Source organism: Marivivens donghaensis, from assembly GCF_011806565.1.
Taxonomy (GTDB): domain Bacteria; phylum Pseudomonadota; class Alphaproteobacteria; order Rhodobacterales; family Rhodobacteraceae; genus Marivivens; species Marivivens donghaensis_A.
This window is the reverse complement of the sequence record NZ_JAATOP010000001.1, coordinates 509,692-535,710: the sequence shown is the minus strand read 5'-3', so window position 1 is coordinate 535,710 and position 26,019 is coordinate 509,692. Positions and strand designations below refer to the sequence as shown.

General features: G+C 61.3%; 21 protein-coding genes and 1 tRNA gene. 8 read left to right on the top strand and 14 right to left on the bottom strand.

Going from position 1 to position 26,019, the window contains the following annotated elements; all coding sequences use genetic code 11:
- Nucleotides 1-15: 15 nt before the first annotated feature.
- Entirely contained in the window at nt 16-1,995 is a 1,980-nt protein-coding gene (locus HCZ30_RS02625; protein WP_167636202.1) for a putative bifunctional diguanylate cyclase/phosphodiesterase, read from the top strand.
- Here the strand turns inward: HCZ30_RS02625 and HCZ30_RS02620 are convergent.
- On the bottom strand, nt 1,949-2,854 hold the full coding sequence (locus HCZ30_RS02620; protein ID WP_167636201.1) for a LysR family transcriptional regulator: 906 nt from the start codon (nt 2,852-2,854) through the stop codon (nt 1,949-1,951). The two genes, HCZ30_RS02625 and HCZ30_RS02620, sit on opposite strands and share 47 nt — an antisense overlap.
- Nucleotides 2,855-2,948: 94 nt before the next feature.
- On the opposite strand from HCZ30_RS02620, the gene metF reads away from it, so the two are divergent.
- Nucleotides 2,949-3,815, top strand: a complete 867-nt coding sequence (gene metF, locus HCZ30_RS02615; RefSeq protein ID WP_167636200.1) for a methylenetetrahydrofolate reductase [NAD(P)H] — start codon at nt 2,949-2,951, stop codon at nt 3,813-3,815.
- Here metF and HCZ30_RS02610 read toward each other — a convergent pair.
- The 3 genes from HCZ30_RS02610 to HCZ30_RS02600 form a co-directional block, all read right to left on the bottom strand.
- Nucleotides 3,812-4,876 carry a DUF2235 domain-containing protein gene (locus tag HCZ30_RS02610; RefSeq protein ID WP_167636199.1) on the bottom strand — a complete coding sequence of 355 codons (1,065 nt, stop codon included), beginning with the start codon at nt 4,874-4,876 and terminating at the stop codon, nt 3,812-3,814. The genes metF and HCZ30_RS02610 overlap by 4 nt on opposite strands.
- A complete protein-coding gene (locus tag HCZ30_RS02605; protein WP_167636198.1) occupies nt 4,863-7,133 on the bottom strand; it encodes a xanthine dehydrogenase family protein molybdopterin-binding subunit in 2,271 nt (756 codons plus the stop codon). Before HCZ30_RS02605 ends, HCZ30_RS02610 begins: the two co-directional genes overlap by 14 nt.
- Before the next feature lie 62 nt (nt 7,134-7,195).
- Nucleotides 7,196-8,323: a type III PLP-dependent enzyme gene (locus HCZ30_RS02600; RefSeq protein WP_167636197.1), complete on the bottom strand. Its 1,128-nt coding sequence runs from the start codon at nt 8,321-8,323 to the stop codon at nt 7,196-7,198.
- A gap of 110 nt (nt 8,324-8,433) precedes the next feature.
- On the opposite strand from HCZ30_RS02600, the gene HCZ30_RS02595 reads away from it, so the two are divergent.
- A complete protein-coding gene (locus HCZ30_RS02595; RefSeq protein ID WP_167636196.1) occupies nt 8,434-8,874 on the top strand; it encodes an Lrp/AsnC family transcriptional regulator in 441 nt (146 codons plus the stop codon).
- A gap of 62 nt (nt 8,875-8,936) precedes the next feature.
- Nucleotides 8,937-12,038 (top strand): valine--tRNA ligase, encoded by a 3,102-nt coding sequence (locus HCZ30_RS02590; RefSeq protein ID WP_167636195.1) that lies wholly within the window; start codon nt 8,937-8,939, stop codon nt 12,036-12,038.
- Between the two features lie 108 nt (nt 12,039-12,146).
- Here the strand turns inward: HCZ30_RS02590 and HCZ30_RS02585 are convergent, their stop codons facing one another.
- Complete coding sequence (locus HCZ30_RS02585; protein ID WP_167636194.1) at nt 12,147-12,872, bottom strand: YgfZ/GcvT domain-containing protein; 726 nt, start codon at nt 12,870-12,872, stop codon at nt 12,147-12,149.
- 34 nt (nt 12,873-12,906) lie between these two features.
- Nucleotides 12,907-14,670 carry an ABC transporter ATP-binding protein gene (locus HCZ30_RS02580; protein ID WP_167636193.1) on the bottom strand — a complete coding sequence of 588 codons (1,764 nt, stop codon included), beginning with the start codon at nt 14,668-14,670 and terminating at the stop codon, nt 12,907-12,909.
- 107 nt (nt 14,671-14,777) lie between these two features.
- On the opposite strand from HCZ30_RS02580, the gene HCZ30_RS02575 reads away from it, so the two are divergent.
- A complete protein-coding gene (locus tag HCZ30_RS02575; RefSeq protein WP_167636192.1) occupies nt 14,778-15,956 on the top strand; it encodes a pyridoxal-phosphate-dependent aminotransferase family protein in 1,179 nt (392 codons plus the stop codon).
- On the opposite strand, the gene HCZ30_RS02570 is transcribed toward HCZ30_RS02575, so the two are convergent.
- Together HCZ30_RS02570 and efp are read right to left on the bottom strand one after the other, a co-directional pair.
- Entirely contained in the window at nt 15,953-17,065 is a 1,113-nt protein-coding gene (locus HCZ30_RS02570; protein ID WP_167636191.1) for a pyridoxal phosphate-dependent aminotransferase, read from the bottom strand. The two genes, HCZ30_RS02575 and HCZ30_RS02570, sit on opposite strands and share 4 nt — an antisense overlap.
- 132 nt (nt 17,066-17,197) lie before the next feature.
- Nucleotides 17,198-17,761: an elongation factor P gene (efp, locus tag HCZ30_RS02565; protein WP_167636190.1), complete on the bottom strand. Its 564-nt coding sequence runs from the start codon at nt 17,759-17,761 to the stop codon at nt 17,198-17,200.
- A gap of 223 nt (nt 17,762-17,984) precedes the next feature.
- Between efp and HCZ30_RS02560 the strand changes: the two genes are divergently transcribed.
- A complete protein-coding gene (locus HCZ30_RS02560) occupies nt 17,985-18,305 on the top strand; it encodes a DUF6280 family protein (protein ID WP_167636189.1) in 321 nt (106 codons plus the stop codon).
- 61 nt (nt 18,306-18,366) lie between these two features.
- Here HCZ30_RS02560 and modC read toward each other — a convergent pair whose 3' ends face one another.
- Genes modC through modA form a run of 3 tightly spaced genes read right to left on the bottom strand, consistent with a single transcriptional unit; the run spans nt 18,367 to nt 20,869 of the window.
- Nucleotides 18,367-19,443 carry a molybdenum ABC transporter ATP-binding protein gene (gene modC / locus HCZ30_RS02555; protein WP_167636188.1) on the bottom strand — a complete coding sequence of 359 codons (1,077 nt, stop codon included), beginning with the start codon at nt 19,441-19,443 and terminating at the stop codon, nt 18,367-18,369.
- On the bottom strand, nt 19,440-20,135 hold the full coding sequence (modB, locus tag HCZ30_RS02550; protein WP_167636187.1) for a molybdate ABC transporter permease subunit: 696 nt from the start codon (nt 20,133-20,135) through the stop codon (nt 19,440-19,442). The genes modC and modB overlap by 4 nt, the downstream gene beginning before the upstream one ends.
- Complete coding sequence (gene modA, locus HCZ30_RS02545; RefSeq protein ID WP_167636186.1) at nt 20,132-20,869, bottom strand: molybdate ABC transporter substrate-binding protein; 738 nt, start codon at nt 20,867-20,869, stop codon at nt 20,132-20,134. Before modA ends, modB begins: the two co-directional genes overlap by 4 nt.
- A 168-nt stretch (nt 20,870-21,037) precedes the next feature.
- Here modA and HCZ30_RS02540 point away from each other — a divergent pair, with 168 nt between their 5' ends.
- Nucleotides 21,038-22,486 (top strand): cobyric acid synthase, encoded by a 1,449-nt coding sequence (locus tag HCZ30_RS02540; protein WP_167636185.1) that lies wholly within the window; start codon nt 21,038-21,040, stop codon nt 22,484-22,486.
- Here HCZ30_RS02540 and HCZ30_RS02535 read toward each other — a convergent pair whose 3' ends face one another.
- The 3 genes from HCZ30_RS02535 to HCZ30_RS02525 all read right to left on the bottom strand — a co-directional run bounded on the left by HCZ30_RS02535 (nt 22,487) and on the right by HCZ30_RS02525 (nt 25,656).
- Nucleotides 22,487-23,497: a hypothetical protein gene (locus HCZ30_RS02535; protein WP_167635707.1), complete on the bottom strand. Its 1,011-nt coding sequence runs from the start codon at nt 23,495-23,497 to the stop codon at nt 22,487-22,489.
- A gap of 96 nt (nt 23,498-23,593) precedes the next feature.
- The gene (locus tag HCZ30_RS02530; RefSeq protein ID WP_246212539.1) at nt 23,594-24,955 is read right to left on the bottom strand and encodes a TolC family outer membrane protein; all 1,362 of its coding nucleotides are present in this window, start codon (nt 24,953-24,955) and stop codon (nt 23,594-23,596) included.
- Nucleotides 24,956-25,002: 47 nt separating this feature from the next.
- Nucleotides 25,003-25,656 carry a methyltransferase domain-containing protein gene (locus tag HCZ30_RS02525; protein ID WP_167636184.1) on the bottom strand — a complete coding sequence of 218 codons (654 nt, stop codon included), beginning with the start codon at nt 25,654-25,656 and terminating at the stop codon, nt 25,003-25,005.
- Nucleotides 25,657-25,805: 149 nt separating this feature from the next.
- Here HCZ30_RS02525 and HCZ30_RS02520 point away from each other — a divergent pair.
- A tRNA-Cys gene (locus HCZ30_RS02520) sits at nt 25,806-25,879 on the top strand.
- Nucleotides 25,880-26,019 lie beyond the last annotated feature (140 nt).

Genomic DNA, 26,019 nt, shown 5'->3' with positions numbered 1-26,019 from the left:
GGTCGGTGGGTGCAGATGATTTCGACGAGTTTGGACAAAATCAGATACCAGACCCGCTTTGCGGTTCACATCGCGACGCGGGACATAGCCAAGCGCCTCGCCTCGGCCGCGATGATGATGCTGATATTGCTGTGGCTTGGCTATGTGTCGACGCCCATCATCATGTCGATTTCCATCGTAGGCTACGAATTCTGTGCGCAGGCAGTGGCGCGGCAACTCCCCGACCGCGACGATGAAATGTCCGTCAGCTTTGTGGTCGCCGTCTGGGCCATGAATTGCACATCGGTGCTGTTCTACCTCGCCCCCGCCTATCTGCTAGCGTCGGAGCCGTCGTCCGCCATGTTGCTAGCAGGTTTCCTGTGGCTCTTCGGCGTGTTCGTCCATATCACCAACACCTTCGCGGCCCTGCCGTTCTATAACTGGAGCCTGATGGCGCCCTCCTTCGGCGCTGCCTTCCTTGTCTTCTGGCTGGCTGCTGGGAATGCGTTTCTGCCGTCGACTGATACCGAATGGATGATCACCACCGGCATGATGGTGGTCTATATCTTCAACACCTACGAGACCCTCCATAAGCAGAAAGACACCCAGCGCGCGCTGAATGCCGCGCGGGAGGAAGCAAACTCCCGCCTCCGCGCGCTCGAGCATCTTTCGCGTCACGACCCGCTGACCGGTCTTCTGAACCGCCGAGCATTCGACGAGGAGCTTTCGCGCATGCTGACCGCGAGGCGCATCGGGACCGATGTATGCGTCTTTCTGATTGACCTCGACGGGTTCAAGCCGATCAACGACACCTACAGCCACGAAGCTGGCGATCAGGTGCTCCAAGCCATTGCCGAACGCCTCCGCGGTCTGGTCGGTGCGACTGGCATCGCGGCCCGTCTGGGTGGGGACGAGTTCGCAATGGCATTCCGCTCGGTGGCATCCGAGCAGGCGGCGATGCGCTTGGCTCAATACGTCTGCCGCGCCGTTAGCGAGCCGGTTCACTATGAAGAGAAAGACCTCCACGTCACCGCCAGCGTCGGCGTCGGTCTGACATCCTACGCCGGCGAAACGGTCGAGGCGATCTGTGCTGCTGCCGACCAGGCGATGTATCGCGCCAAAAACGCCGCCGGATCGCGGGCGGTCCTCTACGACAAATCGGTGTTCGAGCGTCGCACTACTTTGGAAGACCGCGCCTCCATCGTTCGCGCAATGGCGCAGGGCCAGATCGTGCCGTTCTACCAGCCGAAGGTCGACCTCAGCACAGGACGCAGCATCGGTTTCGAGGCGCTAGCCCGCTGGATTCATCCCGAGAAAGGCGTGCTCGCCCCTGCCCTCTTTATTCCGGAGATCAATGAAATGGGCCTCCACGGCGATTTCATGATCCACATGACGACCGCAATCCTCAGTGATGTCGAAAGGCTACTTTCTGAAGGCATTGACCCAGGCCAAGTCTCCATCAACATTCCCGAGGTCGCGCTGGCGACCATGTCAGGACGTTCGGAACTCGATATGCTGCTCGGGCGCTATGCAAGGGCGCGGCAGCACATTACTTTGGAAATTACAGAGGACGTCTTTATCGCGCGCTCCGCCGACATGATCCGCGAGAGCATCGCCCACTTCCGCAACGCTGGCCTGCGCGTGTCGCTGGATGATTTCGGCACCGGCTTCGCGTCCTTCCAGCACCTGCGCCAACTTGAATTCGACGAGCTGAAGATCGACACCAGTTTCGTGTCCGACCTCGTGACCGACCCGACCGCCGAGGTGTTGGTGCGCGGGTTCCTCGATATTGCCGAAGGGCTTGGCGTCGATGTGATCGCCGAGGGTGTCGAGACGCGCAAACAGGCCGACCACCTCGAAGAACTCGGCTGCCGTTACGTGCAGGGCTATCTTTTCGGCAAAGCGCGTCCGCTGGAGGACATTCGCATCCGGCTTTTCAGTGAAACCCGCGAAGCTGCCCGCCAGAAAGCTATGCTCGCTGCAGCTTCACAGCCTCTTGCCGAGCCAGCCGAATGAAGTGCGCCATATAGGGAAGCGTATTTTCGGTATCCCGCGTTGCCGCATACATCCGCCGGGTCAGTCCACCCTTGGTAATCGGAAGCACCACATGCTCGGCCGCTTTGCCGACCTGCCGCACGACCCAATCGGGCAGCACAGCGACACCGCGATTTGACGCGACCAGCATCAGAATGACCGCAGTCAGTTCGACCTGACGCACCGCTTCCGGCTCTACCCGGTTCGGGGTCAGCAGCATTTTGAAGATGTCGAGCTTCGGACGGTCGACAGGATAGGTGAACAATGTCTGGTCGACGAAATCATCCGCTGTGACAAAGCTCTTTTCTGCCAGCGGATTCTGCGACGAACAAACGAACACCGGCGAATAGTCGAACAGCGGATTGAAAACCGCCACATCGTCGGCATTCGGGTCGGACGTGATGACGAGGTCCACCTCCTCGCGGCGCAGAGCGCTCATCGCATCGAATGCAAGGCTAGAGCGGATATCGACATCCACATCGGGCCAGACCTTGCGGAACTGTTCGAGCACCGGCAGTAGCCATTCAAAACACGCGTGGCATTCGAGCGCAATGTGTAGACGGCCCGTGCTGCCGTCTTTGAGCCCGTCAAACTCGGCCTCAAGATCGGATAGGATTGGCAGAATACTCTCCGCCGCCTTGAGCATCCGTTTCCCAGCCGCCGACAGTTTCAACGGCTTCGAACGCCGCACGAACAATTCCACGCCCGCCTGATCCTCGATCCCCTTGATCTGATGGCTCAAAGCCGACTGCGTGATGTTCAGCACGTCCGCCGCCCGAGCGAGACCGCCGGTGTCGTGGATCGCCTTGATGGTTCGCAGGTGCCGCACTTCAATATGCATGTTGAGGGAACCTCATGATCGTCGTGAGAGTTATGAATTTGTCTCACACGTTTTTTTCGACGACAAGAGGATAACAGAATTTGCAGGTGACCCGATGACACGTCCGAATGTTTCGTTTGAATTTTTCCCGCCGAAGACGCTCGAAGCGTCCTTCCGTCTGTGGGATTGCGTCAATGTCCTGTCGCCGCTGGACCCGACCTTCGTGTCGGTGACCTACGGTGCCGGCGGCACGACGCGCCAACTGACCCACGATGCGGTGGGCACAATCCACAAAACCTCTGGCCTGCGGGTCGCGGCGCACCTGACCTGCGTTGACGCATCGCGCGAAGAGACCATGCAGATCGCGCAGGGTTATGCCGACGTTGGCGTGACCGACATCGTGGCGCTGCGTGGCGATCCGCCCAAGGGCTCGAACGGTTTCCAGCCGAACGAAGACGGTTTCCAGTCGTCGATCGAGCTGATCGGCGCGCTGGCCGACACCGGCAAGTTCAACATCCGCGTCGGAGCCTACCCCGAGCAGCATCCCGAGTCGCCGAGCGCGACCGCAGACGTCGAATGGCTGAAGCGCAAGATTGATGCCGGTGCGACGAGTGCGATCACCCAGTTCTTCTTTGAGGCCGAAACATTCTTCCGCTTCCGTGACGCCTGCGAAAAGGCCGGCATCGACGCCCCTATCATTCCGGGCATTCTGCCGATTGAAAACTGGAACGGCGCCCGCAAGTTCGCGGCAATGTGCGGAACCAGCATCCCGACCATCGTCGCCGATGCGTTCGAGACCGCGACGAAGCACGGCGGCACCGACCTGCTGGCAACTGCGCTTGCGACCGAGCTTTGTGATGATCTGCTTCAGGGCGGCGTGGAAGACCTGCACTTCTACACGCTGAATAAGCCGGAACTGACCCGCGATGTATGCCATGCGCTCGGCATCACGCCGAAGGTCCAGCTGGAGAACGTCGCCTAACTCTTGCGCGTTCGAAAACCGAAGAACCAATGACGTGGCGGCGGGGGCAACTCCGCCGTTTCGTGTATGAACTCGGACGGGTCGGTGCAGGCGATGCGCTTGTGGCGGAGCAGGAATAGCTTCCCCCACCCGACCCAGAGGCCAACTTCCGGCGCATCGGGATCACAAGGAAACTGCTGACGCCAACCGGCAGGCAGAGGCAGGCCGTGGTTTCCCAGTTTTTCCAGCATCCAGACGAGCGGAATGTTCGATAACGGACGGGCGCTCGTGAACGGCGTGATGTGACCGCCAACATCACCGTGCGATCCCCGGAACCAAGCCTGTTCAATCACGCCGGTCCAGTTTTCGGGCGTTTTCCAGATTTCCGGCGCGAAGACATCGCGGTTTTCATGCAGGGCAAGCGCGTGAAAAGCGGACTTCACCGCAGGAACGAGGCCGTCGGAGTGGAAGCTGTGGCGCTCCTCCTCAAGCTTCCAAAGCAGAGGAACACGCAGCCCAAGTGACTTGACGGTATCAAAGCAGCCCAGCGCGCTGATCGTCACGTCGCGGGTGCAGTGCAGCTCGCTGAATTTCTTGGCATAGGGCGAGCCCGCACCTTGAGAATAATAGCGATACGCCTGCCGGATGTTGCGTTCATTGGCGTGGTGACTTCGGACAAGCCCGACGCGGTCGATGACACCGGCTAAGGACCGGACAGCGAAGGCTCCACGCGAAAACCCGATGAGCACGATGTCGTCGCCTTCGCGCCAGCGGGAACAGAGCGCACCGTAGGCCCGTTTGATCTGCCGATTGATCCCGCGACCAGCGACGACGCTGAAGGTCTCGGTCCAGTCTTTCCACTGGATACCGGCCTCGTAGTAGAGCGTCATATTGGCCGAATAGCCGTTTTCGCGCAGCAGCTTGTAGATGAGGCCCGCGTTGGTTTCTTCCTCCGGACGCAGCGACGAATTGGTGCCATCGAGGATGATGACATGCGTCGCGGCACCCCGTTTCCGGACGATTTTTTCTTCGACGCGCGGCTCTTTGTTAAAGAACCGGAGTATCCAGTTACCGAGCTTCAACGCCTTTCTCCTGAAGTGCCCGCCACACGCGATATGGCGTTAATGGCATAGCAATTTCCGTTCCAATCGCGTCGATCACGGCATTGGTCACAGCCGCCAGCGCGCCCACGGTTCCGGCCTCACCGCAGCCCTTCATGCCCATCGGATTGTATTTCGACGGCACGGGGACGGAGGTAAATTTGACCCACGGCATATCCGAGGCGCGGGGCATGGCGTAGTCCATAAAGCTGCCGGAAAGGAGCTGGCCGTCCTTGTCGAAAACCGTCTGTTCCATCACCGCTTGACCAAGGCCCTGCGCGACACCGCCGTGGACCTGCCCTTCGGCCAGCATCGGGTTGATGAGATTGCCGAAGTCGTCGACCACCACGTAGCGGTCGACACGTAGCTGGCCCGTGTCGGGATCGACCTCGACTTCGGCCACGTGACAGCCGTTCGGGAAGCTGCGGTTTTCGAGGGTGATCGTCGCCGAATGGGACAGCAGATCCTCGCGGCCATCCTCCCGTGCCATGCGGGCCACGTCCTGCATCGACGGGGAAAGGTTCGAGTTCTCAATCCGGAAACGCTCGTCGTCGAACGTGACCTCACCGCCCTCTTTTTCCAGAAGGGAGGCAGAGAACGGGGTGATCATCGTTTCGCCCGTCGCCAGCGTCGCGGTGTTCTGCACGGTTACAGAGCGCGACCCGCCGGTGCCGCCGCCGGTTGCGATGCGGTCGCTGTCACCTTGCATGACGGTGATGTCCTCGGCGGGAATGCCGGTCTGATCAGACAGGAACTGCGCATAGACAGTCTCGTGCCCCTGCCCGTTCGACTGCGTCCCGACATAAATGTTGACCGAACCGTCCCAAAGGAATTCGACCTTCGCGGTTTCGCTCGGCTCGCCGAGGATGCTTTCAATGTAATACGCCAGCCCCATCCCGCGCAGGCAACCCTTCGCCTCGCTCGCGCGGCGGCGCTGGTCGTAGCCTTCGGTCTGCTTTTCGGCCTCGGTCAGCAGTTTGTCGAAATCTCCAACATCGTAGGGCATTCCCGTCGCAGAGGTGTAGGGAAACTGGCTCGGCTTGATGAAATTGCGGCGGCGCAGCTCCCAAGGGTCTATGCCCAGTTCGCGCGCGGCAGCATCCATCGACCGTTCGAGGACAAAGATCGCCTCCGGACGACCCGCACCGCGATAGGCGTCGACGGGGGTGGTGTTGGTGTAAATGCCCTTGGCCTCTAGGTGGATCGCGCTGAAATCGTAGGTGCCGGGCGCGACCTTGGAGAACAGCTCGGACTGGATCACCTGCCCGTTCTGCGAGTTATAGGCGCCGAGGTTCGACAGCGTGCGCGTTTTATAGGCCGTGATCTTGTAATTTTCGTCGAAAGCCAGCGTGCTTTCGGTCACCAGATCGCGGCCAGCGTTGTCAGACAGCATCGACTCGCTGCGGTCGGGAATCCACGCGACCGCCTGTCCCAGCGTCCGCGCAGCGAAGGCGGCGATGATCGGCTCGCAATAAACCATCGCTTTCATCCCGAAACCGCCACCGACGTCGGGGGTCGTCACGCGCACGTCTTCTTTGGCGAGCTTGAGGTGTCGGGCGACGTCATCACGAGCCGACCACACGCCCTGACCGTTGACGCAAAGGTGGATACGGTTGCCGTCGGGCTCGGCATAGGCGCCGCGCGGCTCCATCGAATTAACGATGATGCGGTTATCGGGGACCGAGGTATGGATGACATGTGCGGCTTGCGCGATGGCCTGTTCGACCGCATCGGCGTCGCCCATCGCCCAATCGTAGGCGATGTTGTCGGGCACTTCCTCGTAGATGGCGGAGCCGCCTACGCGCAGGTCGATGTGGGGCGGTAGTTCCTCGATATCGAAGTCCGCCATCTCGCCTGCGTCGCGGGCCTGTTCGAAGGTGTCGGCAACGATGACAGCGATAGCTTCGCCGACGTGACGCACGCGGTCAGTCGCCATCAGCGGGCGCAGCGTTTTGGTCGCACGCTTGCCGTCCTTGTTCTTGACGAGGATCGCTTTCATATCGAGCCGCACGCCTGCGGCTTCCAGATCGGCGGCGCTCATCGCCATTCGCACACCGTCCATTTCGCGCACGTCGTCCAGATTAACAGACACCAAGCGGCCATGAGCGATGGGGGAACGGACGAAATAGGCACGCAGCGCATTTTCAGGCACAATGTCCGCGACATAGCGACCTTCGCCCGTGATGAAACGCACGTCCTCGACGCGTTTGACCGACTGGCTTTTCCCGAACTTTTCCATGAAACCTCCGCCCTTCCCTCGCATGAGAAAAGGTAGTTCAGTGCGGGGGCAAGGCCAATCTCTCAGAACGGCGCATCGAGTGTGTCGAGCGTCACCATTTCGATACTGCCATAGCCGTTGAAACGGGTCGTCACGCCCGTGACATAGGCCCCCATCGAACGGAAAACGATCCAGTCGCCTTCATCGAGGTAAATCGGCAGTTCGAGCGGGTCGCGCAGCACATCGATGGAGTCGCAGGTCGGCCCGAACGCTTTGCGCGGACGGTGCGGGCCCTTACGCCAGCCCTTTTCGGAGAGAACGGCGAAGGATGGCGCGGGCATGGACAGGAGCTCCGACAGCCCGCCATACACGCCGTCCGTGAGGTAGATGCAGTCGTTGCGCACCGATTTGATCTGCACGGCGAGTGCGAAGGCATCGGCGACGAGGCCCCTGCCCGGTTCGCAGATCAAGGTCGGCTGCACGGGAAACGCGCCCAGCGCTTCCTTGATCGCGGTGAAGAAAGGCATCATCTCGACGCGGTAATTGCGCGAGGCGGGGAAACCACCGCCAATATTGAGCCGCTCGATGGTCACGCCCGCTTCGGCAGCGATTGCGGCAGCCTCTCCGACGTACTGCCCCCACGCGGCGGGATCGACGCATTGCGTGCCGACGTGGAAGGTGAGCGACGGCTTGCGCCCCGCCTCTGCCACGCGCGCGAGCATCATGGCTGCGAGCGGCGGGGTCGCGCCAAATTTCGCACCGAAGTTATAGGCCGCGCCCTCCACCGGCAACTTGAACCGCACAGCGATCTCTGCGTCCTCGGGCACGCGGGCGAGCAGTTTTTCCAGTTCGTCCCAGTCGTCGACCGACCAGGACGCCACGCCATTCGCCACGCCGAATTCGACCTCGGCGCGGGTGCGGACGGGATTGTTGTAGTGAAGCGCGGCGGTGGGGCATATCTTGCGCGCCAAAGCGATTTCTTCAGGGGACGCAACATCGAACCCGTGAAGACCGCCGTGGCAAAGGGTCGACAGGACATCCTCTGTCGGGTTGGCCTTGACCGCAAAGGTCACGAGGCCACCGAAGCCGCGCTGGAACTCCGCCAGTTTGGCCGCGAGCAGGCTTGGACTGAAGAAATGAACCGAGCCGCCACCCTGATAGGATTGCAAGAACTCTGCGATAGAGGTCTGACGAACTGGCTGGTGCAGCATGGGAACTCCTGTCTCGTACGATAAGAGTAAGGCCCGTTTGTGTCAAAATGTGGGGGCGAATTGTTTAATTTGTCTTGGATGATCGGCAGTTTGACGACATCATCGTCAATATGACCGAAACTGATGACACCGATCGGCTTTTGATTGCCGAGCTTTCGCAAAATGCCCGCCTTCCGGTGGCGAAACTGGCCGCGCGGCTGGGCCTTGCCCGCACGACGGTTCAGGCACGGCTCGAACGGCTGGAACGGTCCGGCGTCATCGCCGGTTATACGGTGCGGCTATCGGATCAGGCCCAGCGGCAGTCGATCAAGGCGACCGTCCTTGTGCAGATCCGCCCCGCCGCACTGCCCGGTGTGCTGACCCACCTCAAGCGGATGCCTGCGGTGGAGGCTGTCCATACGACCTCCGGCCGTTTCGATCTGTGCTGCCTCTTGCGGACGAACAACACGCTCGAGCTGGACTCCGCGCTCGACCAGATCGGTGAAATCGACGGTGTGATCCTGCTCGAAAGCCTTATTCATCTGTCTACGCGCATCGACCGGACGGTCTGACCCCTTTCCCTCGGACCAGCCACGGGTTATCTGATCCCCAACCAGAATTAGGGATCCGCATTATGCCGATGGAAAAAAGCTTCAACGCCGCCGAGGCCGAAGCCCGCATCTACAAGAAGTGGGAAGAGTCCGGCGCATTCAAGGCTGGCGCCAACGCGAGCCGTGACGAAACCTTCAGCATCATGATCCCGCCGCCGAACGTGACGGGCGCTCTGCACGTCGGCCACGCCTTCAACAACACGCTTCAGGACATCCTGATCCGTTGGCACCGTATGCGCGGCTTCGACACGCTCTGGCAGCCAGGTCAGGACCATGCGGGTATCGCAACCCAGCTTCAGGTCGAAAAGATGCTCGCCGCCAGCGGCCAACCGGGTCGCCGCGATCTGGGCCGCGAGGCGTTCCTCGGCAAGGTCTGGGAATGGAAGCAGCAGTACGGCGATACCATCATCAGCCAGCTGAAGCGTCTGGGCTCGTCCGCTGACTGGTCGCGCAATGCCTTCACCATGTCTGGCGCGCCAAATGCGCCCGACGGCGAGGACGGCAACTTCCACGACGCGGTCATCAAGGTCTTCGTCGAGATGTATAACAAGGGCCTCATCTATCGCGGCAAGCGACTGGTGAACTGGGACCCGCATTTCGAAACCGCGATCTCGGACCTCGAAGTCGAGAACACCGAAGTCGACGGCCAAATGTGGCACTTCAAGTACCCGCTGGCTGGCGGCGAGACCTACACCTACGTCGAGAAGGACGAGGACGGTAACGTCGTGTTCACCGAAGAGCGCGACTATATCTCTATCGCGACCACGCGCCCCGAGACGATGCTCGGCGACGGCGCTGTTGCCGTTCACCACGATGACGAACGCTATGCGCCCATCGTCGGCAAGCTCTGCGAAATTCCGGTCGGTCCGAAAGAGCACCGCCGCCTGATCCCGATCATCACCGACGAATACCCCGACATGACCTTCGGTTCGGGCGCGGTAAAGATCACCGGTGCTCACGATTTCAACGACCACGAAGTCGCCAAGCGCAACAACATTCCGCAGTACCGCCTGATGGATACCCGCGGCGCGATGCGTGCCGATGGTGCGCCCTACAGCGACGAAGCCGCGAAGGCTGCCGAGTACGCGGGCGGCAAGGACTTCACCGTTCAGGAAATCGACGCGATCAATCTCGTGCCTGACGAGTACCGTGGCCTCGACCGTTTCGAGGCACGCAAGAAGGTCGTCGAAGCGATTGTCGCCGAGGGCCTCGCCGTCATGACCGAAGCGACCGACCCGCGTCTGGGCAAGGCCGCCGTCAAAGCGCCTGTCGAGCCCGCCGAGGGCGGCGAGATGCGCACCGAGGAAGAGCAGCTCGTTCCGCTGATCGAAGCCAAGAAGATCATGCAGCCGTTCGGCGACCGCTCCAAGGTCGTGATCGAGCCGATGCTGACCGACCAGTGGTTCGTTGAAACTTCGAAGATCGTTGAGCCTGCGCTCGAGGCCGTGCGCACCGGCAAAACCAAGATCATGCCGGAGTCGGGCGAGAAGACTTACTACCACTGGCTCGAAAACATCGAACCGTGGTGCATCTCGCGTCAGCTGTGGTGGGGCCACCAGATCCCAGTGTGGTACGACCTCGAAGGCAAAGCCTATTGTGCCCCGACCGAAGCCGAAGCCGTTCGCCAAGCTCACGATCTATACAAAGAAAAGTATCCGGGGCGTGAAATTGTCGTAGAAGTAGGCAACGCTGGCGAGCAGAAATCGAGCCCCGACTCCGCCGGACGACGTGAGGAAGCCATTACGATCGCTGAAAGCGGTTGGAGTGCGGAAATAGAGGCAGGTAAGCTTGGCTCGCTTTTCGTAGAGCTTAGACGCGATCCCGACGTTCTGGACACCTGGTTCTCGTCGGGTCTTTGGCCGATCGGCACGCTGGGCTGGCCGAACTGGGACGAAAGCACCTCGAAGTACTTCCCGACCGACGTGCTCGTCACCGGTCAGGACATCCTGTTCTTCTGGGTCGCCCGTATGATGATGATGCAGCTTGCTGTCGTCGACGACATCCCGTTCCACACCGTCTACCTGCACGACCTCGTCCGCGACGAGAAGGGCAAGAAGATGTCCAAGACCACGGGCAACGTGATCGACCCGCTCGTCATCATCGACGAATACGGTGCGGACGCGCTGCGCTTCACCAACACCGCGATGGCCTCCATCGGCGGCGTTCTGAAGCTGTCCGAGGACCGCATCAAAGGCTACCGCAACTTCGGCACTAAGCTCTGGAACGCGTCGCGCTTTGCAGAGATGAACGGCGCTGTCTGCGGCCAGACCGAAATTCCGACGGCGACCGCGACCGTCAACAAGTGGATCATCGGCGAAACCGCCCGCGTTCGCGAAACCGTGGACGAAGCGCTGGCTGCTTACCGTTTTAACGACGCTGCGCTGGCGCTCTATGCGTTCGTCTGGGGCAAGGTTTGTGACTGGTACGTCGAATTCTCGAAGCCGCTGATCCTCGACGGTGATGAAGCGACCAAGGCGGAAACGCAGAAGGTCATGGGCTGGGTCATCGACCAGTGTCTGATCCTGCTGCACCCGATCATGCCGTTCATCACCGAAGAGCTGTGGGGCACCCTTGCCGAGGACCGTTCCAAGATGCTCGTCCACGCCGACTGGCCGACCTACACGATGGCCGAACTTGTCGACGAGAAGGCCGACGCGGAAATGAACTGGGCGATCTCGCTGATCGAAGGCATCCGTTCGGCCCGCGCGCAGATGAACGTGCCGGCTGGCCTCTATGTGCCGGTCGTCATGCAGGAAGCCGCGGACGCCGCGAAGGCTGCGCTGACCAGCAACGAGACGTTGATCAAGCGTCTGGCCCGCATTGGTGATATTACCGAAGCTGCCGAAGCGCCCAAAGGCTCGATCACGATCCCGACCAATGGCGCGACCTTCGCACTGCCGCTGGCCGACATCATCGACGTGGATGCCGAGAAGGCCCGCATCGAAAAGGTGCTCGGCAAGTTGCAGAAAGAGCTGGGCGGTCTGCGTGGCCGTCTGAACAACCCGAAGTTCGTCGCCTCCGCGCCGGACGAGGTTGTCGAAGAAGCCAAAGGCAACCTCGCGCTGCGCGAGGAAGAAGAAGCGCAGCTGAAAGCCGCGCTGGCCCGACTGGCAGAGATCGGTTGATAAAACAAAAGGGCGGCCCGAGTGGTCGCCCTTTTTCGTTTCAGGGGCTTTGCCCCTCTTGGCTTCGCCAATTCACCCCAGGATATTTGAGGCACCAAGGCAGAGGGGTCAGTCGACCTTGGCCGGTGTCGTGCCTGCGGTGAGGTTTTCGGCGCGGTCGAAGCGGAGATAGGCGAGCGCCTTGTTTCCGGCCACGGTGTGGACGGTGCCAGCAGGGCGATCGTTCGATGTGAGGCTTGTGCCGGCGTCGACGGGGTCGTCCAAGGTGACGCGGGCGAGGCCCTTTTTCAGTTCCGTTTTATGCTTCATGCGCGCGGTGACTTCCTGACCGACATAGCAACCTTTTCTGAAATCGACGCCATTCAGACGCTCGAAACCCATTTCGAGGATATAGCTGTCGGGGCCGAGTTCCTTGCCCGTTTCAGGGATCAGGTGGTCGATGCGGAGCGCATCCCAGTCGGTGCCGTCGTCGCCTTCGCTGCCGTAGAGCCTCCATCCCATCGCAGGGTCGCGGGGGTCGGTCAGTGCGCCTTCGGGGGCGTCCGTGGTTCCGCGCGCAACAGGAATGTCCGTGGCCTCGAGTTGGACATCGGACCGGAGTTTGTACATCGACAAACGCTGGAGCAGCATCGGCGCGAGTGAGGTATCGACGTCGATCAGGATGCGATCCTCCTGCCCCACCATGAAGAAATCGGCGAGGTATTTGCCCTGCGGCGTCAGAAGCGCGGCGTAGGCGATCCCGCCGCGCGCTTTCGAGACATCGTTGGTGACGAGACCTTGCAGGAATTTTTCGCGGTCGCTGCCGGTGACGGCCAGAATGGTGCGTGTGCTCATAGCGTTCCTCTTATCCGTCAGACGGATATAGGTATCAGTTCTCGGAGTTGAACTGCAGGCGGTAAAGATCGGCGTAGATGCCGCCGCGTTCGAGCAATTCGTCGTGGGTGCCCTGATCGGCCACGGTGCCTTTGTCCATCACCACGATCTTGTCGGCGTTGCGCACGGTCGAGAGGCGGTGGGCGATAACGAGCGTGGTGCGGCCTTTGGAGAGGTTTTCGAGCGCCTGCTGGACGATCACCTCGCTGCGGGTGTCGAGGGCGGAGGTCGCCTCGTCGAGCAGCAGCACGGGTGTATCGCGCAGTAGGGCGCGGGCGATGGCTACGCGCTGGCGCTGGCCGCCCGACAGGTTCGAGCCGCGCGGACCGGCGGGACTGTCGAGGCCGTTTGCCAGACGCGGCACGAAATCGGCGACATGGGCGGCTTGCAGCACGTCCCGCAGGCGGTCTTCGGGCACATCGCGGCCGAGCAGCACGTTTTCGCGGAGCGTTTCGTCGAAGAGCGCCGCGTCCTGCGTCACGACCGAATAGAGGCCGCGCAGGTCCTCGAGCGCGAAGTCCTGTGAGCGGATCCCTCCGATGGTGACGAGGCCGCTTTGCGGTTCGACAAGGCGGGTGAGCACATTGAAGACGGTGGATTTACCAGCGCCGGACGCTCCAACAAGCGCGGTGGTTTTACCCGCCTCGGCGGTGAAGGTGGCGCCGCGCAGAACGGGGAATTCACCGTAAGCTAGGCTCACGTCATCGAACACGATCGGCGGAGCCTCTTGCGGAACAGGCCTGGGCTGGGCGGGCGAAACGAGGGTCGGCTGGGTATCGAAGACGGTCACGACACGCTCGATACTGGCCGCAGCCTGTTGCAGCAGACCCGAGATATTGCCGAGGCGGCGGAGCGGTTCGAAGGCCAGCGCCATCGCGGTAAAGAACGACATGAACTCGCCGACGGTCTTGTCGCCTTCGATGATCTGGGCGCCGCCATAGAGCAGCACGGCCATGAAACCGACGCCCGTCATCACGTCGATCAGACCGGGGATTGCTGCCTGTCCGAGCGCGGATTTCACTTCGGTCCGTACGCGGGCATCGACGAGCGCGTTGTAGCGGTCGGCCTGATAGTCCTCGAGCGAGTTCAGTTTGATCTGGTTGATGCCGTGGAACACCTCGTCGAGGCGGGTCGACATCTTGGCGGCGACATCGCGGGCTTCTTTGGATTTGCGGCGCACGTAGCGCTGCGCGAGCGTCGAGGGCAGCACGAGCACGGGGATGCCGATCAGCGCGGCAACGGTCCAGCGCCAGTCGGTGTACATCGCGACACCGAACAGCCAGATGACCGCGACACCATCACGCGCGATGCCGGTGACGATCCCAGTCCAGACCGTGCCGATCGCTTGAACGTCACCCTGCACACGTTCGATCAGATTGCCCGGCGGGTTGACCTGATGGAACGAGGTATCGAGGCGCATGAGGTGGCGCAGCAGGTCAAGGCGAATGACCGCGGCGGCCTTCTCGCTCACGCGCTTCATCAGCACTCGCTGGGCGACAGAACTGATCGCGCGGGTGGTAAAAATGACCAGAACGGCAACAGCGACGAACCAAAGCGAGCCGGACTGTCCTTCGACGAACACGTTGTCGAACATCGGCTTCATGACCCAGCTCAGCACGCCGAGCATCGAGCCTTCGAGCACCATGAAGAACACGGCAGCCATCAGGCCGCCCGTCTGTTTCTTCAGGTACCGGCGCCAGAGCCAGCCGAACAGAGCGCGTGCATTGGTCTCGGGTTCAGTCACACCGCTTCCTTTCATAACTGCACATGCCAATAGCGATAATAAGCGCAGGATGAAAGCGCCAGCCCGATTGACCCCGCTTCGGCTTGGAGTAGTCTCGCCGCACTATTCCAAGGAAGAATTCGATGACACTTTCCAACGGCCGCCCCTATCTGGCCATTCCGGGCCCTTCGGTCATGCCTGACTCCGTTCTGCGCGCGATGATGCGGCCGGCCCCGAATATCTATGAGGGTGAACTGCATAACCTCGCCAATGGGCTGGTTCCCGACCTGAAGTACGTCGCGGGCACCGAACATTTCGTGGCGATCTACATCGGTAACGGCCACGCCGTCTGGGAAGCGGCGCTGTGTAATGTTGCCTCGCGCGGCGACAAGGTACTGGTGCCTGTGAATGGCCGCTTCGGTCATGGTTGGGCCGACATGGCACAGGGCCTGCACCTCGATGTCGAGATGCTGGAACACGGCATGGAAGCCGCCGTTGACCCCGCCCGTATCGAAGCCGCCCTTCGCGCCGATACCGAACACAAAATCCGCGCTGTCACGCTTTGCCACGTCGATACCTCGACCGGCATCCGCAACGACGTCCCCGCGATCCGCCGCGCGATGGACGCGAGCGGTCACCCTGCCCTGCTTATGGTCGACTGCATCGCCTCGCTCGGCTGTGACGAGATGAAGATGGACGAATGGGGCGTCGACGTGATCGTCGCTGCGAGCCAGAAGGGTCTGATGACTCCTCCCGGCCTTGGTTTCGTCTGGTTCAACGACAAGGCCGACGCAGCCCGCAACACCGCCGATCTGGCGAGCCGCTATTGGGACTGGCGCCCGCGCGCGACGCCCGATTTCTTCCACCAGTACTGGGGCGGCACCGCGCCGACGCATCACCTCTATGCCCTCCGCGCCGCGCTGGACCTGATCCGCGCCGAAGGTCTGGACCACATCTGGGCACGCCATTCGCAACTGGCCAAGATGATCTGGACGGCCATCGAGACATGGGGCCAGAAGGGCGAAATGCGCCTGAACATGGCCGATGCCGCGCACCGCAGCCACGCTGTGACGTCCGTCCACCTCGGTCACAACGATGCGGACCGTCTGCGTCACTGGTGCGAACACGAAGCAGGCGTCACGCTCGGCATCGGCCTCGGACGCACGCCCGACAGCGCATGGTTCCGCATCGGCCACATGGGCCACATCAACGCGCATATGGTGCTGGGCGTCATCGCGACAATCGACGCAGGCCTCAAAGCCCTGCAAATCCCGCATGGCGACGGCGCTGTCGAAGCCGCCACGCGCCTGTTGTCCGCTTAACCTGCTGCTGCCTCTGCAAGTGCCAGAGGCAGCGCCTCCGCAAAGGCGTCGAGCTCCTCGGGCGTGCCGCAGCTCACGCGGATGCAGCGGTTTTGGGGCGCGACGAAGGGCATCCTGACAAAGATGCCTCGCGCGTCGAGGGCATCCAGCACGCACTTGGCAAAAGCCCCGTCGCGCCCGCAGTCGATACAAACGAAATTGGTCGATGAAGGAATGACCGTAAGCCCGCATTCAGCGGCAATCTCTCCGATCCGGCGACGCGCCATGATGACCTCGGCCCGCACATGGGCGAGCCATTCCTCGTCACGGTAAGCCGCGAACGCCCCCGCTTGGCTCATCCGGCTCATACCGAAGTGGTTCCGCACGCGATCAAAAGCAGAAATCACCGCCTTCGGCCCCAATGCGTATCCCACACGCGCGCCAGCCAACCCGTAAGCCTTGGAGAACGTCCGCATCCGGATGACACGCGCGTCTTCGATCGGGATATCAGGCACGACGCTCTCGTCCGCGAACTCCAGATACGCCTCGTCGAGCACCAGCAGCGCGCTCTCTGGAACCGCCTGCACCATGCGCACGACTGTGCAGGCGTCGTGCATCGTGCCCATCGGATTATCGGGATTGGCGAAATAGATCAGCTTTGCGCTGACTTCCTTGGCCTTGGCAATCAGGCGGGAGGGATCCTCGAAATCACCGGTATACGGGATCGGGTGCAACGTGCCGCCGAAGCCCGCGACATGATAGTTGAAAGTAGGATAGGCGCCATCAGACGTCACCACATTGTCGCCCTGCGCCACGAAAAGCCTAACCAACAGCCCGAGCAACCCGTCGATACCTTCGCCAACCATCACGTTCTCGGGCGACACTCCCTCTCGCTCGGCTATCGCGCGGCGCAGATCGTGGCTCTCGGAATCCCCGTATTTCCAGCTGTCCATCGCAGCCCGTCGCATGGCGGCAATTGCCCACGGCGACGGCCCGAACGCGTTCTCGTTTGCACCAAGCCGCGCCACGAATGGCCGTCCCGTCTGCCGCTCACGGGCCTCCGGACCTACGAAGGGAACAGTCGCGGGAAGCGACGCAGCAAGCGGTGTCAGGCGAGGATCATTGGTCATAGCCGCCCGAGTTAAACGCCTACCCAGCCCGCGAGCAAGCCGAAGAAAGCAAAAGAGCGCGGAAATCCCGCGCCCTTTTCACTTTGATAAAAATACCTCCGCCGGAGGCTTGGTCCGCATCAGCGGGCCAAATCAGGCGCGTTCGGAGTATTCGATCACGTCGGTGTTGACGATGATGTCCTCGTCGGTGCCGATGAACGGCGGAACCATGATGCGGACGCCATTGTCGAGGATCGCCGGCTTGTAGGAGTTCGCAGCGGTCTGGCCTTTGACGACCGGCTCGGTCTCGACGACCTTGCAAACGACCTTCTGCGGGATCGAAACGCCCAGCGCTTCTTCGTCGTAGTATTCGACGGTAGCGGTCATGCCGTCCTGAAGGAACGGGCGACGTTCGCCAAGGAGTTCCGCGTCGATCTCGACCTGCTCGAAGGTCTCGGTGTCCATGAACACCAGACGGCCGTCGGTTTCATAAAGGAACTGCTGGTCTTTCTGCTCGAGGCGGACTTTCTCCACCTTGTCTTCCGAACGGAAGCGCTCGTTGAGCTTGGAGCCGGTGCGCAGGTTCTTCATTTCGACCTGAGCGAAGGCGCCGCCTTTGCCGGGCTTGACGTGCGAAACTTTCACCGCAGCCCAGAGGCCGCCGTCATGCTCGAGGATATTGCCGATTTTGATTTCGTTGCCGTTGATCTTGGGCATGAGTGGTCTCTTTTCCGTGACTATAGGTTGCCGGAGTCTGATAGCGCATTACATCGGGCCAATGCGTTCGGCAAGCCGCACGCGCAATACTTGAAATTCGCCGGTCAGGCCATGCAGTGAGTGCATAGCTGCCATTCCAAAAGAGGGCCCCCGAATCAAGACGAAATAGGGATATTGCCCCCTACGCCTGAACCACAAGAGCAAAAACAACAAAGGACGCGAAATGAACGATTTCGTAGATGGCACCGCATTCAATAACGAGCAAGGCAACCGCGCGCGCAAGCTCTTCGCCGCTGTCGTCCTCGCTGCTCTTGATGATGCGATTGCCGATGATAAAAAGTACGGCAACGGTCCCGAACAGATCGCCCGCTGGGCGCGTTCGCGTGACGGCCGTGAAGTTCTCACCTGCGCCGGGATCGACCCGAACGAGCGCGTTGTAAACGGTCTGATGGAATTCGTCGCCAAGGGCATCCGTACTTCGGTTGCACTGTCGCGCGAAGAAAGCGAACGCCGTCATGCTGCTGCACAGGACGAAGCCGCGTAAGGCTTGTCCAAAGTTTAATGTTACTGAAACGCGGTCCTCTGCTCGGGCCGCGTTTCTGTTTTCAGGACCCGAGATTGCTTCGGGATACCGATACGGCCTTCAGAACCGCATAGAGCTCCAGCCCTTCGGTGAGGCCCAAGGCTGCCACACTGCGCCGCGTGACGCGGGCCAGAAGACGCTCTCCACCCGTTTCCAGCTGCACAAGCGCACCTGGTCCGTCGCCCATACGGATCGACCTGACCTTGGCCGGAATAACGTTCAGGGCCGAAATACCCGTGGGGCGCTCAAGCGACAGCATCACATCCTGCGCCTCGACATGCACCCTCACGCCCGCGCCGGCCGGTTTGTCGACGTGCGGGACCAAAAGGCTCTCCGCCCCGAAGCGAAGCTCGGTCAGGCCATCCTCGTGCTGCATGCCGACGGTCGTCGTCAGCATCGCACCGGCGGCCATCGCACCGACCGGAGTGACGGCAGGGTCCGACAGCACGTCGTGCGCCTCCCCTGCCCGCAAGACCTTGCCGTTTTGCAACGCTACGACCGTCGTGGCGAGGCGCGCAACCTCGCTGGGTGAGTGGCTGACGTAGAGGATCGGCACACCCGCTTCGTCGCGAAGCTTTTCGAAATACGGCAGGATCGCTTCCTTGCGCTGCTCGTCCAGCGCGGCCAGCGGCTCGTCGGCCAGCAGCACATCAGGGCCGGACATCAGCGCCCGTCCGATGGCGACGCGCTGCTTTTCGCCGCCAGACAGTTGCGCTGGTCTGCGGGTCAGCAACTGACCAAGCCCGAGCATCTCTATAATGCGGCCCGCGTTCTGGGGCCGCGCGGACTTCGGCGCGAACCAGCGTCCGTAGTGCAGGTTTTGCTGGACCGTCAGGTGCGGGAACAGCCGCGCATCCTGAAACACATAGCCGACACGGCGTTTGTGTGGCGGCAGGTCCACCCCGTCGCCCATCAGCACGCGGCCATCGACGGCGATGTGTCCGCTGTCGGGCGTGATGAGGCCCGCGACCGCATTGATCACGGTGGTCTTGCCCGACCCCGAACGCCCGAATAGCACCGTCAGCCCCTGCGGCGCCTCGAACTGCACGTCCAAGGCAAAATCACCGAAGCGGTGGCGGATATCGACCGAGACCGTCATTGCCCGCTCACCCTGCGCGCAATGCGGCGCGAGAAGTACTCGGACAGCACCACCGCGCCCATCGCGATGACGACTGCGATGATGACGAGCCTCATCGCCGATGCCTCGCCGCCGGGCACTTGGAGGAAAGCGTAGATCGCCGACGGAAGAGTTTGCGTCTGCCGAGGAATGTTGGAGACAAAGGTGATCGTCGCGCCGAATTCTCCCATCGCCTTGGCGAAAGCGAGGACTGCTCCCGCAAGCACGCCCGGCAGGATCAGCGGCAGGGTCACGGTGATGAACACCCACGGCTTTGACGCGCCCAGCGTTCCGGCAGCCTGTTCAAGCTTCGGATCGACGGCCTCAATGGATAGGCGGATGGCGCGCACCAGCAACGGAAAGGCCATGATCGCGCAGGCCAGCACCGCGCCCGTCCAGCGGAACGCGAAGACTATCCCGATATCCGCCAAGGCACTGCCGATCACACCGCGCCGACCGAAGACAATAAGCAGCAGGTAGCCCGTCACGACAGGCGGCAGGACCAGCGGCAAATGCACCAGCCCGTTTAGTAACTGCCGTCCGGGAAACCGCCAACGGGCCAGCGCATAGGCTGTGAAAATGCCGAGCGGAAGGCTCCAGACCGTAGCCCAGAGCGCCACCTTGAGCGACAGCAGAACCGCCTGCCACTCTTCGGGGCTGAGCCAGTCCGTCACTCTTTGCCCTGCATCACGGTGAACCCCTGCGCCTCGAACACATCGGCGGCTTGCGGAGTGGAGAGGTAATCAAGGAAGGCCGTATCACTGGCTTCGGTCGTCAATGCGGCGGGATAGATGATCGGCGCGTGGGTGTCCTCGGCAAAAGTCGCGATGACGTGGACCGAAGGCTCGGCCACCGCGTCGGAGGCGTAAACGATCCCGAAAGGAGCCTCCCCCGTCGCCACCAGCGCGAGCGCGGCTCGTACGTTATCCGCCTGCGCCACGGAGGGCGCGAGCGTGCCCCAAAGGCTGAGCGACGTCAGCGCCTCTTTGCCGTACTGCCCTGCCGGAACGGAGTTCACGAGGGCCATCGCGAGGCGTTCGTTGCCCAAGTGTTCGGGCAAACCCGCGATGTCGAACATTGCATCCTCAAAGCCGACCAGAACCAGTGAGTTGCCAAGGAGGTCGGTTCGGCTTCCCTTTGTCAGCAGCCCCTCCGCCTCTACCGCGTCCATCCATTGCGTCGAGGCAGAGATGAACACGTCCGCCGGTGCGCCTTGGATAATCTGCTGCGCGAGCTTGCTGCTTCCTGCGTAGGATATCAGAACGGTCTCGCCCGTCTCGGCCTTATAATCCGAGGCGATCTCGTCCAGTGCGGTTTTGAGAGAGGCCGCAGCGAAAACAATGACTTCGTCAGCCGATGCCTGCCCCGCCGACAGGGCCATCACCGCTGCCAAGACCGCTGATTTCATGCTCGCCTCTCCCTCGTTCGCTCCAGCATATCCGCCAGCAACAGGGGAGCAAGCGAATGTCGCAAATCCTCACATTTACGTCGACGGGTGCGAGAGCACCTGCGGCGCCAAGGGTATGTTCACAGTCGGACATTCCCCCGCTACAAGCAGCGGAACGGAGGAACGCGCATGGCCAAAGCGATCATGATTCAGGGTGCTGGCTCGAATGTCGGCAAGTCGATGCTGGTTGCGGGCCTGTGCCGTGCGTTCCGCAAACGCGGGCTGTCAGTGGCACCGTTCAAGCCTCAGAACATGTCTAACAATGCTGCCGTTACTATAGATGGCGGGGAAATCGGGCGTGCACAGGCGCTTCAGGCGCTGGCGTCGGGGCTTGAGCCGCACACCGACATGAACCCTGTCCTCCTGAAGCCCGAAACGGATGTCGGCGCTCAGGTCATCGTGCAGGGCAAGCGCGTCGCCACGATGAAAGCGCGGGATTACGGCAAGACGAAATCGACCCTGCTGCCTGCCGTGTTGGATAGTTTCAAACGGCTCTCGAGCCAGTTCGATCTGGTCGTCGTTGAAGGTGCGGGATCGCCGGCCGAGGTGAACCTCCGCGCGGGCGACATTGCGAACATGGGCTTTGCAGAGGCCGCGAACGTCCCCGTTGCCCTGATCGGTGATATCGACCGCGGCGGGGTCATCGCTCAGCTCGTCGGCACGCACGCTGTTTTGCCTGACGAGGACCGCGACCGGATCAAAGCCTTTGCCGTCAATAAATTTCGCGGTGACACAACGCTGTTCGCCGAGGGCATGGACGTCATCACCGATCGCACCGGATGGACGCCGCTCGGCATCGTTCCGTGGTTTGCCGATGCGTGGCGCCTGCCCGCCGAGGACGTGATGGACATTAAAGGCCGCCCCGGTGGGCACGTGAAAATCGCCGTGCCGCGCCTGAACCGTATCGCAAATTTCGACGACCTTGATCCGCTATCCGCCGAGCCCGATGTGACTGTCGAGATTATCGAAGCCGGACGCCCCCTACCTGCCGATGCGGACCTCGTGCTGATCCCCGGCAGCAAATCGACCATAGCTGACCTCGCCTATCTCCGCGAGCAAGGCTGGGATATCGACCTCTACGCACATGTACGCCGTGGCGGGCGGGTTCTCGGAATTTGCGGCGGCTACCAGATGCTCGGGAAAGCGATACACGACGACGATGGGATCGAGGGCGCGCCTGCCCGCGTCGAGGGCCTTGGCCTGCTGGATGTCGTGACCGAGATGAAGCCGATGAAGCGCCTGACGATTTCGAGCGCGCTGCACAATGCCTCCGGCGAGGCGGTGAGCGGGTACGAAATCCATATCGGCGTAACGGAAGGCCCCGACCGCGAGCGCGCTTGGCTGACGCTCGACGGGCGCGGCGAAGGTGCGGCGAGCGCAGATGGCAAGGTGCTCGGCTGCTATATCCACGGGCTGTTCGCCGCTGACGGGTTCCGCGCGGCGTTCCTCAAAACGCTCGGTGCCACCGCGACGCCTGGCTATGCGGCAACGGTGGATGCTGCGCTCGACGCGTTGGCCGAGCACATGGAAACCTATCTGGATCTGGATGCTATTCTGCGGATCGCCGAGAACGGCTGATCACTCGTAATCCTGCTGCGCCATCACGCGATAGATTTCGCGGCGAACCAGCTTGCGGACGTTGCGCGTGATGCGCTCGCCCAGCTTGCCTTGCAGTTCTTCGCGGATGATATCGCGGACCATTTCGCGCAGCGCGGCTTCTTCGAACTGCGGGCCGGTATCGTAGAAGTCCTCAAGCGGATCGGCGTCCAGATCGAGGTCAGGATCGTCGTTGTGCTCGTAGGCGTCTTCTTCGGGGATCGCGAAATCTTCATCCCGCTGCGGGGGCATGTAGTGATCCTGCGCAGCGGCGGGCTCATCGACTACAGGTTCTTCCGCATCGAACAGCGTCTGAACTTCCGGCTCAGGCTGTCGCGGCGCGGTCTGGATCGCGTCAAAGATCGCATCTTCGATAGCGGTTTCGAGAACGCCGAGTTCCGGCGCATCGTCAGCCACTTCAGCATCTTCGACCGTGTCGGATTCGCGCATAGGACGAACAGCGGACGAGTCCGCGACGTGTTCGAACGGCGCTTCGTCGTCCCATTCACTGCCGTGGTTCACTGCCGCCTCCAACTCTTCCATCATGCGCTCGAGCTCGTTCATGCGAGCGTCTGCGGCCATGGTATCGGAGTCTTCAGTATAATCAGAAGAAAATTCGACGGCGTCCTTTGGCATAAGGCGCTTGGTCTGGAACTGCGGCTCCTGCTCGGGCGCTCCGTCCACCACGGGGGCCGTGGGCTCCGCATAGGGTTCGCTGTAGGTGATGGCGACTTCTTCGTCCTCTTCGACCTCGACATTTTCCACAGCCGAAACAGCAGGTTCTGCCGATTCCGCGATGCGCAATGAAGGGGTGAGAACGAATCGTTCCGCCGCCGGTTTGTCGGCGAATTTCGGGGCCTTCTCCATCTGACGTGCATCCTCTGCACTGTCAGGGCGATAAACCTTAGGGCGTGCCCACTCGTTATCGGACACGAGTCGACGGATGGACGTCAGCACGTCCTCGATTTCGACATTGGTGACCGGATCAGACATTTTATTATCCTGCTTTGCCTCACGATCAATTTAGACCAGTGACACCCCGCAGACAACATTAACGCTGATCCGGTTGTTCACATTTGCAACTCTCGGTTAACGGAGTGCCTCAAGAACACGCTCCAGCGCGGCGCCCTGCTCGGAACGAGCCAGCGGTGCGTCGGCAACCAGATTGTAGTGCGCTTCGACGTCGTACTGCGTGACGTCGAGGTTCAGGTGCGACGCGTTCAGCAGGCCCATCGCGTAGAGAACGCCGTAACTCGCCAGAACCACATCGGCCTGAGCCGACACGCGGTTGGCGCGTGCGTCGAGCAGGTCCTGCTCTGCATTCAGAACGTCGATCGTGGTGCGCGAACCCGCGCTGGCTTCTTCGCGGACACCGTCGAATGCCAGCTGGGCAGCCGAAACCTGACGCGAATATGCCTCGGACGCTGAGACAGCGACCTGATAGTTCGAGTAAGCGTTCGCAACGCCCTGCTCGATCAGTAGGCTAGCGCGGTGAAGCTGGGCGCGCAGACCGTCGATGCGGTCACGCACCTGACGCACGGTGCTGTCGAGCTGACCGCCGAGGTAGATCGGACCGCCAGCGTTGATGCCGAACTGGGCTGCACCGTTGAAATCTTCGTCGATGCCCGCAGTCGCGGTAGCCGAAACGGTCGGCATGGTCGCGTTTTGCGCGCGGGTCAGGCCGATCTCGGCAGCAGCGATCTGGTGCTGAAGAGCAACAACGGTCGGATGATTACGAACCGCGTAGGCTTGCGCATCCGTCAGGTTCATCGGCAGCGGAGCCACCGGAACGCCCTGAAGGTTCGACGGCAGGTGGCCGATGGTGACAACATAGGCTTCGCGCGCATTGGCGAGGCTACCCTGCGCCACGGCCAGAAGGCTGCGGGCCGATGCGAGCGCGGCTTCGGCGATGGAAACGTCGGTGCGAGTGACTTCGCCCACATCGAAACGGTCACGCGCAGCGCGCAATTCCTGCGTCAGAACGCGGACGTTGCTTTCGCGCAGGTTCACGAATTCCCCTGCGGTCTGGACGTTGAGGTACGCCGACACAGCCGAGCTGAGCACATCAAGCTCGACCGACTTCAGCGACTCGCGGGTCGCCAGAACGGTGGCCTTCTGCTGTTCGACACCCATGGCGCCGATACCGGCGTCCCAGATATCGAAGCTCGCCGAAATACGGGCCAGTTCGGTCGAAGTCTGAAGGAGGTTTCCATCGAAGTCGTACGCGCGCGAGTGCGAGGAAGACCACGAAACAGCCGGACGGAGCGAGGCAACAGCCTGCGCCACATCTTCGTCGGCAGCGCGCAGAACGGCACGGTTATATTCAAGAAGACCGCTATTTTCGTAGGCCGAGCTCAGTGCCTGACCGAAGGTTTCAGCGGAAGCCAGCGATGCCGACAGCCCAAATACTGCCGCCATCGCGGTTGTGAGAAGTTTGTTACGCGTGAACATGGCTTTCCCTTGTTATATCCATGGCGCCCATCCACTGCGTTCCCGGCTCAGAGGGCGAATTCTTTGTTTTTCTCGAAACCGGCGAGAACCGGAGCGGAAGCGTTGAACGCAAACCGCCAATTGATCCGTCCATCCAGCTTGTAGCCAACACGGGCCACACCAAGCTCGCCTTCGGCAAAGAGGCACGCAATGCGGCCGCCTTCCTTGAGCTGGGCCAGAAGGGAATCAGAAACCACCTCGACAGCGCCTTCGAGAATGATGACATCGTACGGACCGGACTTGGCACAGCCTTCGGCCAGCGGGTTCGTCATCACTGCGGCGTTGTCCACGCCGTGCTCGGACAGAAGCGCCTGCGCATCAGCAGCCATTGCTTCGTCGCTTTCGACGGCTACGACAAATTCAGACATTCGAGCCATGACAGCGGTCGAGTAACCGAGGCCACAACCCAGATCCAGAACGACTTCGTTAGGCTGAATATTGAGCGCATCCAGCAGCTTAGCAAAGGTGCGCGGTTCGAGCATCACTCGACCCTCGCCGATTGCGACGTTCTCGCCGAGGTAGGCGGCTTCGCGTTGTGCCGACGGCACATAAGCTTCGCGCGGCACGGCGAGGAAAGCTTCAATGATCGGAAACTTGGTCACATCCGACGGGCGGATCTGCGTATCGACCATCATTGTACGGCGGGTGGTGTATTCAGCCACGGTCTAAACTCTTTCGTTCAGTTCCAATTAGGTTCTAACCATATCTAACCCGAACCCGCAATGTCCGAAAGTCAAAGAATATCCTATCTGACCCGCTTGCACGTTCTGAAGTTCCGGTATAGATCACGCGAACCATACCACACCACGGCGGCGAGTTGGCGGAGTGGTGACGCAGCGGATTGCAAATCCGTGTACACCGGTTCGATTCCGGTACTCGCCTCCATTTCATTCTAAATCATAGGGTTAGCGGCTGAACGGTCGAGTGGGACACAAAGTGGGACACACGCCCTATGATGCTGTCATCCTATCTAAGCCCCTCAAGACACGGGATTTACTACTTTCGCTGGTCTATCCCTCACACTA